The sequence below is a fragment of the Kitasatospora sp. NPDC056184 genome (genome assembly GCF_042268405.1).
Lineage (GTDB): Bacteria > Actinomycetota > Actinomycetes > Streptomycetales > Streptomycetaceae > Kitasatospora.
In genome coordinates this window covers 32,568-44,221 of record NZ_JBHJUI010000032.1, presented here as the reverse complement: position 1 = coordinate 44,221, position 11,654 = coordinate 32,568, and the positions used below count along the sequence as shown (strand labels likewise).

Below are 11,654 nucleotides of genomic sequence, written 5' to 3'. Positions count from 1 at the left end.
ATATGAGTCAAGAGCCCCGCCGGGCACCCCCGCACCCCACCTACCGGCGGCGACAACTCCCAATGAAGGGAACGACGTTGAGCAGCAGTACCACCCGACATCGGGCCGCCCGCGGCCCCGCGATCCTGCTGCTCCTCCTCGGTCTGCTGCTCGCCCTGACCGCCTGCGGCTCGGCCATCGGCGCCGCCGGCTCGGCCTCCGGGCCCGGCGCCTCGCGCGCCCCGGACACGGTCGAACCGCTGCCCGACGCGCCGACCCCACAGCTCCCCGCCACCGCGACCTCCGCCGACGGCCGCACGGCCACCGTCACCAGCGCCGAGCGGATCATCCCGCTCAACGGCAGCCTGGCCGAGATCGTCTTCAGCCTCGGCCTCGGCCCCAAGGTCGTCGCCCGGGACGTCTCCACCACCTTCGAGCAGGCCTCGGCCCTGCCCGTGATCACCCAGGCCCACGACGTCTCCGCCGAGGGCGTGCTCTCCCTGCACCCGACCGTCGTCCTCGCCGACCGCTCCACCGGTCCGGCCGAGGCGATCGCGCAGATCCGCTCGGCCGGGATCCCGCTGCTCGTCCTGGACGACGCCAAGCGGCTGGAGGACGTCGGCCCGCGCATCGACACCGTCGCCGCCGCCCTCGGGGTCCCCGACGCCGGACGGCAGTTGAAGGAGCGCACCGAGCAGCGGATCACCGAGGCCAGGGCCGCCCTGCCCGCCGTCGAGCGCCGCCCCAAGGTCGCCTTCCTCTACCTGCGCGGCAGCGCCTCGGTCTACCTGCTCGGCGGCCCGGCCTCCGGCGCCGGCTCGCTGATCGAGGCCGTCGGCGGCGAGGACGCCGGCACCGCCGCCGGGCTCAGCGGCGACTTCACCCCGCTCACCAGTGAGGCCCTGGTCAAGGCCGCCCCCGACGCGATCCTGGTGATGAGCAAGGGACTCGACTCCGTCGGCGGCGTCGACGGCCTGCTCAAGCTGCCCGGCGTCGCCCAGACCCCCGCCGGACTCGACCGCCGGATCGTCTCCATCGAGGACGGCCAACTGCTCAGCTACGGCCCGCGCACCCCGCAGGTGATCCGCGAGATCGCCAAGCAGCTCTACCCGAAGGCCGCCCGGTGACCGCCGCCGTCACCGACCGGAGCGTTCCCGCGCCCGGGCGCACCAGCCGCACCGCCCTGATCACCGCCGGCCTCGCCGCCGCCCTGCTGCTCTGCGCCCTGCTCGCGGCCGGCATCGGCGCCTACCGCATCCCGCTCGGCGACATCCTCGCCTCCGTCGGCCACCGGCTCGGCCTCGGCGGCCACGCGCTCGACCGCGTCCCCGAGTCGGTGCTCTGGAACGTCCGGCTGCCCCGGGTGGTGCTCGCCCTGCTGGTCGGCGGCTCGCTCGGCTGCGCGGGCGCGCTGATGCAAGGCGTGTTCGGCAACCCGCTCGCCGAACCGGCCGTCATCGGCGTCTCCTCCGGCGGCGCGGTCGGCGCGGTCGGCTGCATCGTGCTCGGCCTGGACGCGCTCGGCACCTGGACGGTGACCGCCTCCGCCTTCGCCACCGGCCTGCTGACGGTCTTCGCGGTCTACGCGATGTCCCGCTCCGGCGGCCGCACCGAGGTGGTCACGCTGATCCTCACCGGCGTCGCGGTGAACGCCTTCTGCGGCGCCCTGATCGGCCTGTTCCTGTTCACCGCCGACTCCGCGGCGATCAGCCAGGTCACCTTCTGGCAGCTCGGCTCGCTCTCCCAGGCCACCTGGGGCAAGGTGCTGGCCGTCCTCCCGTTCGCGCTCGTCGGCCTCGCCGTCGCACCCCGCTACGCCCGCCCGCTGGACCTGCTGGCGCTCGGCGAACGGCCCGCCCGCCACCTCGGCGTGGACGTCGAGCGGATGCGGCTGGTGCTGATCACCCTGGTCGCCCTGCTCACCGCCGCCGCCGTCGCCGTCAGCGGCATCATCGGCTTCGTCGGCCTGGTCGTCCCGCACCTGCTGCGGATGGTCGCCGGCCCCGGCCACCGCTTCCTGCTGCCCGCCTCCGCGCTCGGCGGCGCGCTCGTCCTGGTCGCCGCCGACCTCGCCGCGCGCACCCTGGCCGAACCGGCCGAGCTCCCGCTCGGTGTGCTCACCGCGCTGATCGGCAGCCCGTTCTTCTTCTGGCTGCTGCGCCGCACCAGGACCAAGCAGGGAGGCTGGGCATGAGGCTCCGTACGCTGCGCGGCCGCCCCGAGGTACCCGAACGGCCCGCCCCGGGCACCGAACTGCTCACCGCCGAGGCCGTCCGGCTGACCGTCGGCGGGCGCGACCTGCTGGCCGGCGCGGACGTCCGGGTCACCGCCGGCGAGGTGGTCGCCCTGCTCGGGCCGAACGGCGCGGGCAAGTCCACGCTGCTCTCCGTCCTGGCCGGCGACCTCCTGCCGACCGCCGGCGAGGTCCGGCTGGACGGCCGCCCGCTCGCCGGCTACCGGCCCGCCGACCTCGCCCGGCGCCGGGCGCTGCTGCCGCAGGCGGCCGCGATCTCCTTCCCGTTCCCGGCCGACGAGGTGGTCCGGATGGGCCGCGCCCCCTGGGCCGGCACCGCGGCCGCCGCCGAGGACGAGCGGGTGGTCGCCGAGGCGATGGCCGCGACCGAGGCCGCCGGCTTCACCGGCCGGCCGTTCACCGCGCTCTCCGGCGGCGAACGGGCCCGGGTGGCGCTGGCCCGGGTGCTCGCCCAGCGCACCGCCCTGCTGCTGCTCGACGAACCCACCGCCGCGCTCGACCTGCGCCACCAGGAACTGGTGCTGCGCCTCGCCCGCACCCGGGCCGCCGCCGGGGACGGCGTGGTCGTCGTGCTGCACGACCTGTCGCTCGCGGCGGCCTACGCGGACCGGGTGGTACTGCTGACCGACGGCGCGACCGTCGCCGACGGGCCGGTCGCCGAGGTGCTGCGCGGGCCGCTGCTCAGCGAGGTGTACGGGCACCCGGTCGAGGTGCTGCCGCACCCGCGCACGGGGCTGCCGCTGGTGCTGCCGGAGCGCGGCCAGGAGGTCAGCTCTCGTCCTCCAGCCGGAACCCGACCTTCATGCACACCTGGAAGTGCTTGATCTGCCCGTCCGCGAGGTGGCCCCGGACCTGCGAGACCTCGAACCAGTCGAGGTGGCGCAGCGTCCGGGAGGCGCGCTCGACGCCGTTGCGGATCGCGGCGTCGATGCTCTCGGTCGAGGACCCGACGATCTCGGTCACCCGGTACACGTGCTCGCTCATGGCGGACTCCCTCAGCTGTGCGACGGCCCCCGGTCCACCGTGCACCGGGGGCCGTCCGTCCGCATGCGGAGACGGGCGCGCGAGTAGCGGCCGACAGCGGGTGGCGGCTAGAACGCCGCGCGGACCTCGCCGACGGGCACGCCGCCGCCGAACAGCGGGACGGTGGCGATCCGCTCCAGCGTGCCGTCGCCGGTGCTCACCCCGAGTCGACGCAGCGCGGCGGCCAGCACCGGGCCGCGGGCCCGCTCGGCACCGTCCTCGATCTTGAAGGCGAGCGCCCGGCCGTCCGGCAGCGCCACCACCTGGACGGCCTCCGCGCCCATCTTGGCCAGCGCCCCGGGCACCGCCCGCATCAGCCGGGTGTCGGCCCGGCGGGTGCCGGCCACGTACTCGGGGTGCGCCCGCATCGCGTCGGCGACCCGGCGCTGCGGGGTGCCGGGCTCGGCCAGCACCAGGCCGCGGTAGGCGCGGGCCAGGCCGGTCAGGCTCACGGCCAGCAGCGGCGCGCCGCAGCCGTCCACCCCGGCGTGCGCGGCCGGCTCGCCGACGGCCTCCTCCAGGGCCTCGCGGGCCAGCCGCTGGATCGGGTGCTCCGGGTCGAGGTAGCTGTCGGTGGGCCAGCCGTTGGCCACGGAGGCGGCCAGCCAGCCGGCGTGCTTGCCGGAGCAGTCCATCAGGATCGGCTCGTGGTCGCCGCCCCAGCGCAGGTGCAGCTCCGCCTCGGTGCCGTCGAGGGGGAGGTCGGCCGGGGTGCGCAGGGCGGACTCGTCCAGCCCGGCGTCGGCGAGGATCCGCCGCACGCCGTCAAGGTGAAACGATTCCGCAGAGTGGCTGGAGGCCGCCAGCGCCAGCAGCTCCCCCTCGATCGCCAGGCCGGCCCGCAGCATGGCCACCGCCTGGAACGGCTTGGCGCAGGACCGCGGGAAGACCGGCGCGTCCGGCGCGCCCAGGGTGAAGTCGACCGAGCCGTCGGCGGCCAGCAGCACCAGCGAACCGTGGTGCCGGCCCTCGACGAAACCCGAGCGAACCGCTTCGGCGAGCACGGGCAGAGGGGCGGAATTGGACATGGCGAAAGCCTTCCGGAGGTGAGGGTGAACCGGGGGCGAGCCGGGCCCGTCCCCGCCCCCGGCGGCCCTCGCACCTGTCAGAGCGGGCCGCCTGCGAGCAGGTCGTCGACCCGTGCTTCCCCATCACGGTACCTGCGGGTGATTTCGGCGTTGCAGCCGTCCGCCGTCCTCAGCAGTCGCTGCCGCCGGCCGGAGACCTCGCGCTCGTGCTCCCGCAGCCGCTCCAGGGCCGCCAGCAGCTCCTCCGCCGGGTGCGCCGCCAGGTCGGCCAGCTGGACGTCGCCCATCAACGCGTCCGCCTCCAGCTGGGACTGCTGCCCGCGCGGCGGCCCCAGCGTGACGTGCCGGGCCGAGCGGCGGACCGTGGACGGCGCGTCCGTCAGGATGGCCGGCAGCCGCTCCAGCAGGGCGCCGGCCGGCTCCGCCGCGTCCGCCGGGCGGGCGGCCCCGGCTCCCGGCCTGCGGTCCAGCTCGGCCAGCAGGATGTCCATCCGGCCGTGCAGCAGCCGCCGCAGGTAGGAGAGGTCGGCCTCCTGTTCCAGGGTGTCCCGGCGCAGGGTCCGCAGCTGCTCCAGGCCCAACCGTCCGAGGTCCGGCTCGGGGCCGGCCCCGGGCCCCTCGGGCAGCCGCCCGTACCGGTCCTGCGCCGCGCTGATCGCGTCCATCAACCAACCCACCTGCCGTCGTCCCGATCCCACCCACTCGCGGCGCCCCGTCGCCTGCCGCCGGTCCGGCCCGTCAACCGCCGCGCGCGCCGGTGGCGCGTTCCCGTCCGGAGGCACGCCCGGACGCCCGCGGAGGTTCCCGCCCCCGGCCGTGGCCACCCGCCGGGGCGACACGACCAGAACGCCTGCCCTACCGGCTCGGCCGCCCGGGCCGAACCGGGCCCGGCGCGGCGGACCTCGGCGCCCCGGACCTCGGACGCGTCCGACCGCCCCCGCCCTGTGCGGCGGAGCGGCGGGACCGCCCTCGTACGGTCCCCCAGCGTGCCACCCCGCCCGCCGCCGCCGCACCGCCCGTGCACCCGAACGGCCCCCTGGCGAAGAGGGGTGGTTGATACGACCGAAGCTTTTCGCCGGGAGAACACCGCCATGCCGCACGCAGGCGCACGCTACCCGGCGTGGGCTACGGCTTTGCGCGCCCCGGGTGCCTGCTCACGCCCCTCGCCGGCTCCGGCAGAATGGCCGCATGCGAGCAGTGGTGCAGCGAGTGACCGAGGCCCGGGTGACGGTGGCCGGGGAGACCGTCGGCGCGATCGAGGAGCCCGGGCTCTGCGTCCTGGTGGGCGTCACCCACGACGACACCCCCGCCAAGGCGGCCCAGTTGGCCCGCAAGCTGTGGACGCTGCGGCTGCTTCCCGCGGACGGGAACGGCGTGGAGCAGTCGTGCTCGGACATCGGGGCGCCGCTGTTGGTGATCAGCCAGTTCACGCTCTACGGCGACGCCCGCAAGGGCCGCCGCCCCACCTGGAACGCCGCCGCGCCCGGCCCGGTCGCCGAGCCGCTGGTGGACGAGGTGGTCGCCCAGCTGCGCGCGCTCGGCGCCAAGGTCGAGACCGGCCGCTTCGGCGCCGACATGAAGGTCGCCCTGGTGAACGACGGCCCGTTCACCGTGCTCGTCGAGGTCTGACCGGGGCCCGGCCCTACTGCGGGACGATCACGTCCTGGGTCCCCGGCACCGTGCCGGCCAGCAGCACCGCGTCCACCGCGACGTTGCGCTTCACGACGGCCAGCGCGATCGGCCCCAGCTCGTGGTGGCGCGCCGAGGAGGTGACGAAGCCGAGCGCCCGCCCCTCCGGGTCCGAGGCGAGCCGCACCTCCGCCCCGTGCGGGGGCAGCACCTCCTCGGTGCCGTCCAGGTGCAGGAAGACCAGCCGGCGCGGCGGCCGCCCCAGGTTGTGCACCCGGGCCACCGTCTCCTGTCCCCGGTAGCAGCCCTTCTGCAGGTGGACGGCGCTGGTCAGCCAGTCCACCTCGTGCGGGATGGTCCGGTGGTCGGTCTCGAAGCCGAGCCGCGGCCGGTGGCCCTCGATCCGCAGCGCCTCGTACGCCCAGACGCCGGCCGCCGGGCCGTAGCCCGCCGTCCGCTCCGCCAGCTCGGCGCGCGGCAGGAAGAGGTCCCGCCCGTACGGCAGCTCGCGGACGGCGGCCGCGCCCTCGGCGGAGGCGGTGGAGCCGGCCGGCAGGTGGACCACCGCGTAGTCGGCGGTCGCGTCGGCGACCTCGACCCGGTACATGAACCTCATGCTGTCCAGGTAGCCGACCAGCGCCTCCTGGGTGCCCGGCTCGACGTGCGCCCAGGTGGTGGTGCCGTCGTCGACCAGGTAGAGCGCGTGCTCGACGTGCCCGTTCGCGGAGAGCACCAGCGCGTCGGTGGCCTGCTGCGGCGGCAGCGCGCTGACGTGCTGGGTGATCAGCAGGTGCAGCCAGCTCAGCCGGTCCGCCCCGGTGACGGTGATGACGCCGCGGTGCGAGAGGTCCACGAAGCCGGTGCCTCGGGAGAGGTTCCGTTGCTCGCGGAAGAGGTCGCCGTAGTGGGCGGCCACGCCCTCGTCGGCCCCCTCGGCGGGGACGGCTCCGGGCAGGGCAAGCAGCGGGCTCTTCAGACCGGTCATACCGGCAAGCTTACGACCGCCCCGAGGCGCGCTCGGCGGTGCAGTCGGCGCAGCGGCCGAAGATGGCGAAATGCTTGAGGTCGGTGTCGAAGCCGTGCCGGGCGCGGAGGCTGTCGATCAGCGGCTGGGCGATCTCGGTACCCGTCTCGGTGACCTTCTCGCAGTCCCGGCAGACCAGGTGCAGATGGTGGTGGCGGCCGGCCAGGTGGTAGGTCGGGGCGCCGTGGCCGAGGTGGGCGTGCGAGACCAGGCCCAGCTCCTCCAGCAGCTCCAGGGTCCGGTAGACGGTGGAGATGTTGACGCCGCTGGCGGTCTGCCGGACGTGGCAGAGGATGTCGTCCGGGGTGGCGTGGTCGAGCGCGTCGACCGCCTCCAGCACGAGCTGCCGCTGCGGGGTCAGCCGGTACCCGCGCTCGCGCAGGTCGGCCTTCCAGTCGCCGGAGAGCTGCCAGTCGGTGGTGCCGGTGTCCGCCACGGTCCTGTCCCTGCCATACGTCGGGGGTCCTGGACCAAGTGTAGGGACCGGCCGGGGGCCGGTCCCTACCCGTGTGCGCGCCGCCGCGGGCGGCCGCGCCCGTTCGACGGCCTACTTGAAGAAGGCGATGCCGTCGTCCGGCAGGTCGTTGATGTCCTTGACCAGCTGGGCCGGCGAGAGCACCTTCCTCAGCTGGGCCGACATGTACGGACGCAGCGGGACGTTCGGGGCGGCCTTCTCACCCACCCAGAGCAGCTCCTCGTTGACGAAGCCGTAGAGCCGCTTGCCGCCCGAGTACTCCGGCGAGCCCTCGATCCGGGCCACCGCGTCGGTGGAGACGTCGATCTGCGGCTTGCCGTCGGCCAGCTCGCCGTACCAGATCTCCACCGTGCCGTCGTCGCGGACGGACGAGATCTCGACCCCGCGGACACCGCTGGTGCCGTGCTGGTTGCTGGTGATGCGCCAGAAGGCGTGCTCGTTCTCCAGCGGGCGGACCTTCTCGCCCTCGCTGTTCAGCACCCAGGTGCGGGAGCGGAACTCCAGGAAGGGCCGTCCGTCGTGGCGGATGACGATCTCCTGGCCGAAGTTGCACTTCTCGGCGCCCGGACCCCCTTCGCCCGGCAGAGGGGCGTAGACGCCCGCGCCCTCCCAGGTGCCGAGGAGGAAGGCGAGCGGGACGACGTCCTTGTGGAGGTCAGAGGGGATCTCGATCATGTTCCTGGTCGCTGTCGTCGGTGCGGGAGTACTTCAACCGTACGGCAGTGCTCAGCGCTGGCCCTGGTAGAGCTTCATCACGGAGAAGATGGCGAACCAGGTGATCAGCACGGCCATGAGGGCCAGCAGACCGTCGAAGAAGATTTCCAGACCGGACACGGGTGGCTCCCATTGCGGCGACAGTGTGGTGGATTTTGCTGCCGCTCACTCTATCCGGCGGGTGGGGAAGGGTCTCGGTGAGCCCCGCCACGTCGGCGATCTAGGGTGTCGGCATGTCTTCGAAGAAGCTCGTCATCAAGGTCACCGCCGGGGCGGACGCCCCCGAGCGGTGCTCGCAGGCGTTCACGGTGGCGGCGGTGGCCGTCGCCAGCGGTGTCGAGGTGTCGCTCTGGCTGACCGGGGAGTCGTCCTGGTTCGCCCTGCCCGGGCGGGCGGCGGAGTTCGAGCTGCCGCACGCCGCGCCGCTGCCGGACCTCATCGAGGGGATCCTGGCGGGCGGCGGCGTCATCACCGTCTGCACCCAGTGCGCGGCCCGGCGCGGGATCGAGGAGAAGGACCTCATCGAGGGTGCCCGGATCGCGGGCGCGCAGGTCTTCGTCAGCGAGGTCATGGCCGACGGCGTGCAGGCGCTCGTCTACTGACGGGGTTCGTGGTCGGGGCGGTCCCGGTCGTGGCCGGGGTCGTCCCACTTCGGGTCCTCCCAGCGCGGGTCGTTCCACCAGTCGTCCTCGGGGTCGCGCTTGTTGGCGAACACCGCGGCGGCCGGCGGGATGACCATGGCGAACACGCACAGCGCCACGGCCGCCGGGACGGAGACGAACCGCACCGCTCCCCAGGCCAGCACGAAGAGGCCCAGGCAGACGCCCATCATGGCGTAGTAGTAGCGGCGCCGCCGTCGGGACTGCACCCCTCCACGGTATGCCCGAGGGCCCCCGCGCGGCAGGGGCCCCCGGTACTGCTGTCGGTCGTCGCCGGTCAGACGGCGATGGCGACCTCGGTCAGGTTGCCCTGGGAGGCGACCACCTGGCGGTCCACGGTCTGGCCCGGGATGAGCGCGCGCAGGGTCCACTTGCCCGGGCGGGCGAAGAACCGGAACTGGCCGGTCGCCGAGGTGGGCACCTCGGCCGTGAACTCGTTGTTCTCGTCGAGCAGTCGGACGTAGCCGTTGACCGGCTCGCCGTCGCGGGTCACCGAACCCTGGATGATCGTCTCGTTCGCCACGTCAACTCCTGCCAGGTCCGGGCCGCCGGCCTTCGCACCGCACATTGTCTTGTTTCCCTTCTGCCTTACGGGTGGAGCCGGTGCTCAGTTGCCGAGCTCGATCGGCACGCCGACGAGGCTGCCGTACTCGGTCCAGGAACCGTCGTAGTTCTTCACGTTCTCCTGGCCGAGCAGCTCGTGCAGCACGAACCAGGTGAGCGCGGAGCGCTCGCCGATGCGGCAGTAGGCGATGGTGTCCGTCGCCAGGTCGACGCCCTCGGCCTCGTACAGGGCCTTGAGCTCGTCGTCGCTCTTGAAGGTGCCGTCGTCGTTGGCGTTCTTCGCCCACGGGACGTTGCGCGCGGTCGGCACGTGGCCGGGGCGCTGCGACTGCTCCTGCGGGAGGTGGGCCGGGGCGAGCAGCTTGCCGGAGAACTCGTCGGGCGAGCGGACGTCGACCAGGTTGAGGGTGCCGATGGCGGCGATCACGTCGTCGCGGAAGGCGCGGATCGAGGAGTCGGCGGCCTGCGCCTTGTACTCGGTCGCGGCGCGCTGCGGCACCTCGACGACCAGGTCGCGGGAGTCCAGCTCCCACTTCTTGCGGCCGCCGTCGAGCAGGCGGACGTCGCCGTGGCCGTACAGCTTGAAGTACCAGTAGGCGTAGGAGGCGAACCAGTTGTTGTTGCCGCCGTAGAGCACCACGGTGTCGTCGTTGGCGATGCCCTTGGCGCTGAGCAGCGCCTCGAAGCCGGCCTGGTCGATGAAGTCGCGGCGGACCGGGTCCTGGAGGTCCGTCTTCCAGTCGATCCGGACCGCGTTGCGGATGTGGTTCTTCTCGTAGGCGGAGGTGTCCTCGTCGACCTCGACGATGACGACCTTCGGGTCGTCCAGGCGGGCCTGGACCCAGTCGGCGTCGACCAGGACGTCGCTGCGGCTCATGGTGATGTTCTCCATCCGGGGGCGGTTGGCGGAAGGTGCTCGCTGCTTCGGGTGCTGCTGCTCAGCGGTGGTGCGGGTGCCCGTCGGCCATCGGTCCGAATTCCTGTCCGAATGGTGGGACGGACGGCGGTGCGCGGCGCGACCGGGCGAGATGTGGCGGAGTACGGCGGCGACGCCCGGCCCGGAGGGCCCTCGGCGGTCACCGGGGAATTCGGCGATGGGGGCAACTGCCCTGCCTGAACGCCGAGTCAGCGCATTCGACACAGACAGGCGGACACGCGGCACAGGTCTACCGCCCGCCGCTTGGTGAGGTCCGTCTGTCGCTTCATGCGGACGATGCTAGGGACACCCGGCGCCCGCTGTCATCAGCGTATCGAATGGCGAGACCAGATGGCTCGCATCGTGGGATTTGACCATTTCATGGGCGTCGGGAACCGGCCGGGGGACGGACGGCGGGGGCCCGGAGGGCGGCCGACGGGCGGGAACGGCACCGCTCCGCGGCCGGCGCTGGACAGCGCGTCTCGCGGAGCGGAACGGAGGGAAGGACGAGAAAAAGGGCTGCGGGAAGGGCTGCGGGAAGGCGGTGGCGTCAGCCGATGAGCTTGACGCCCTTGCCGTCGAAGGCCAGCTGGAGGCCGTCCTCCCGGGGCGTGACCGAGGACAGGTCCAGCCCGGCGGGCAGGGCGGAGAGGGTGAAGCTGATCGGGGCCAGGCTCTGGTCGGACACCCCGGCCAGCAGCGAGGCCATCGAGCTCAGCTTGAAGCCGTCCACCGTCACCGTGTCGCCCTGGCTGTGCACGGCCGCGTCGCCGACCGGGAACGGCCCCATCGAGGCCTTGACCTTGCCCGGGCCGCCGTAGGAGAGGCTCAGCCGGGTACCGGCGCCGAGCGAGAGCCGGCCCGCGTTCGGCACCAGCTCCGAGGCCGGCGGCAGCAGCCGGGAGAGGTCCTCGTAGGTGATCAGCGCGGAACCGCTCCCGCGGTCCACGACGGCGCTGCTCATGTTGCCGCTCACCTCGACCCCGGACAGCTCGGCCCGGAACGCGTGCAGGGCCACCTTGTCCTTGCCCTCGCCGACGGTCAGCCCGTCCGAGGAGATCCGCACGTCGTCCAGCTTCCGCGAGACGACCTGGGTGAGGAACGGGAAGCCCTCGATCGAGACGTCCGGCTTCCCGCTCATCCGGCCGCTCTTCAGGATCTGCTCGGCCGCCTCGTCCTCGGCGACGCCGACGGCGATCCGGTCGGCGCCCACCAGCACTCCCGAGAGCACCACCACGCCGATCGTCGCCTTCAGCCAGCCGCGCATCGCTCTCCCCCGTCGTCGCCGGTCGCCGTCGTCCGTCCTCGCCGGTCCCGGTGTGCCGCCGCCACGGCGGGCCGGGCCTTCCGGTGCGGCCGCTTCCGCACGACCGTACGACGTCCCGCCCC

16 protein-coding genes are annotated in these 11,654 nt (G+C 73.7%); 5 read left to right on the top strand and 11 right to left on the bottom strand.

Annotated features, from left to right (window positions below):
• Nucleotides 1–62: 62 nt before the first annotated feature.
• The 3 genes from ACFC0B_RS36745 to ACFC0B_RS36735 are packed head-to-tail and all read left to right on the top strand — an operon-like array spanning nucleotide 63 to nucleotide 3,057.
• Nucleotides 63–1,106: a hemin ABC transporter substrate-binding protein gene (locus tag ACFC0B_RS36745; RefSeq protein ID WP_376096418.1), complete on the top strand. Its 1,044-nt coding sequence runs from the start codon at nucleotides 63–65 to the stop codon at nucleotides 1,104–1,106.
• A complete protein-coding gene (locus ACFC0B_RS36740; RefSeq protein ID WP_376096415.1) occupies nucleotides 1,103–2,173 on the top strand; it encodes a FecCD family ABC transporter permease in 1,071 nt (356 codons plus the stop codon). Before ACFC0B_RS36745 ends, ACFC0B_RS36740 begins: the two co-directional genes overlap by 4 nt.
• The gene (locus ACFC0B_RS36735; protein ID WP_376096412.1) at nucleotides 2,170–3,057 is read left to right on the top strand and encodes a heme ABC transporter ATP-binding protein; all 888 of its coding nucleotides are present in this window, start codon (nucleotides 2,170–2,172) and stop codon (nucleotides 3,055–3,057) included. Before ACFC0B_RS36740 ends, ACFC0B_RS36735 begins: the two co-directional genes overlap by 4 nt.
• Here the strand turns inward: ACFC0B_RS36735 and ACFC0B_RS36730 are convergent.
• The 3 genes from ACFC0B_RS36730 to ACFC0B_RS36720 all read right to left on the bottom strand — a co-directional run bounded on the left by ACFC0B_RS36730 (nucleotide 3,002) and on the right by ACFC0B_RS36720 (nucleotide 4,949).
• Entirely contained in the window at nucleotides 3,002–3,217 is a 216-nt protein-coding gene (locus ACFC0B_RS36730) for a dodecin (protein WP_376096409.1), read from the bottom strand. The two genes, ACFC0B_RS36735 and ACFC0B_RS36730, sit on opposite strands and share 56 nt — an antisense overlap.
• Before the next feature lie 107 nt (nucleotides 3,218–3,324).
• Nucleotides 3,325–4,284 (bottom strand): asparaginase, encoded by a 960-nt coding sequence (locus tag ACFC0B_RS36725; protein ID WP_376096406.1) that lies wholly within the window; start codon nucleotides 4,282–4,284, stop codon nucleotides 3,325–3,327.
• Nucleotides 4,285–4,361: 77 nt separating this feature from the next.
• Nucleotides 4,362–4,949 (bottom strand): ABC transporter substrate-binding protein, encoded by a 588-nt coding sequence (locus tag ACFC0B_RS36720; protein ID WP_376096404.1) that lies wholly within the window; start codon nucleotides 4,947–4,949, stop codon nucleotides 4,362–4,364.
• 523 nt (nucleotides 4,950–5,472) lie between these two features.
• On the opposite strand from ACFC0B_RS36720, the gene dtd reads away from it, so the two are divergent.
• Entirely contained in the window at nucleotides 5,473–5,913 is a 441-nt protein-coding gene (gene dtd, locus ACFC0B_RS36715) for a D-aminoacyl-tRNA deacylase (protein WP_376096401.1), read from the top strand.
• A 13-nt stretch (nucleotides 5,914–5,926) separates the two neighbouring features.
• On the opposite strand, the gene ACFC0B_RS36710 is transcribed toward dtd, so the two are convergent.
• The 3 genes from ACFC0B_RS36710 to ACFC0B_RS36700 all read right to left on the bottom strand — a co-directional run bounded on the left by ACFC0B_RS36710 (nucleotide 5,927) and on the right by ACFC0B_RS36700 (nucleotide 8,087).
• On the bottom strand, nucleotides 5,927–6,889 hold the full coding sequence (locus tag ACFC0B_RS36710) for a YgfZ/GcvT domain-containing protein (RefSeq protein ID WP_376096540.1): 963 nt from the start codon (nucleotides 6,887–6,889) through the stop codon (nucleotides 5,927–5,929).
• Between the two features lie 19 nt (nucleotides 6,890–6,908).
• Nucleotides 6,909–7,373, bottom strand: coding sequence for a Fur family transcriptional regulator (locus ACFC0B_RS36705; RefSeq protein ID WP_376096398.1), 465 nt, complete (start codon nucleotides 7,371–7,373; stop codon nucleotides 6,909–6,911).
• A 111-nt stretch (nucleotides 7,374–7,484) separates the two neighbouring features.
• A complete protein-coding gene (locus tag ACFC0B_RS36700; RefSeq protein WP_376096395.1) occupies nucleotides 7,485–8,087 on the bottom strand; it encodes an FABP family protein in 603 nt (200 codons plus the stop codon).
• Nucleotides 8,088–8,359: 272 nt separating this feature from the next.
• Between ACFC0B_RS36700 and ACFC0B_RS36695 the strand changes: the two genes are divergently transcribed.
• Nucleotides 8,360–8,728, top strand: coding sequence for a DsrE family protein (locus ACFC0B_RS36695; protein ID WP_376096392.1), 369 nt, complete (start codon nucleotides 8,360–8,362; stop codon nucleotides 8,726–8,728).
• On the opposite strand, the gene ACFC0B_RS36690 is transcribed toward ACFC0B_RS36695, so the two are convergent.
• The 5 genes from ACFC0B_RS36690 to ACFC0B_RS36670 all read right to left on the bottom strand — a co-directional run bounded on the left by ACFC0B_RS36690 (nucleotide 8,722) and on the right by ACFC0B_RS36670 (nucleotide 11,532).
• Nucleotides 8,722–8,994 carry a DUF3099 domain-containing protein gene (locus ACFC0B_RS36690; RefSeq protein ID WP_376096389.1) on the bottom strand — a complete coding sequence of 91 codons (273 nt, stop codon included), beginning with the start codon at nucleotides 8,992–8,994 and terminating at the stop codon, nucleotides 8,722–8,724. The genes ACFC0B_RS36695 and ACFC0B_RS36690 overlap by 7 nt on opposite strands.
• 68 nt (nucleotides 8,995–9,062) lie before the next feature.
• On the bottom strand, nucleotides 9,063–9,353 hold the full coding sequence (locus ACFC0B_RS36685) for a DUF1416 domain-containing protein (protein ID WP_344343425.1): 291 nt from the start codon (nucleotides 9,351–9,353) through the stop codon (nucleotides 9,063–9,065).
• Between the two features lie 39 nt (nucleotides 9,354–9,392).
• Nucleotides 9,393–10,226 carry a sulfurtransferase gene (locus ACFC0B_RS36680; RefSeq protein ID WP_376096386.1) on the bottom strand — a complete coding sequence of 278 codons (834 nt, stop codon included), beginning with the start codon at nucleotides 10,224–10,226 and terminating at the stop codon, nucleotides 9,393–9,395.
• Between the two features lie 248 nt (nucleotides 10,227–10,474).
• Nucleotides 10,475–10,555 carry an Ms5788A family Cys-rich leader peptide gene (locus ACFC0B_RS36675; RefSeq protein ID WP_353652343.1) on the bottom strand — a complete coding sequence of 27 codons (81 nt, stop codon included), beginning with the start codon at nucleotides 10,553–10,555 and terminating at the stop codon, nucleotides 10,475–10,477.
• A gap of 260 nt (nucleotides 10,556–10,815) precedes the next feature.
• A complete protein-coding gene (locus tag ACFC0B_RS36670; protein WP_376096384.1) occupies nucleotides 10,816–11,532 on the bottom strand; it encodes a DUF2993 domain-containing protein in 717 nt (238 codons plus the stop codon).
• Nucleotides 11,533–11,654 lie beyond the last annotated feature (122 nt).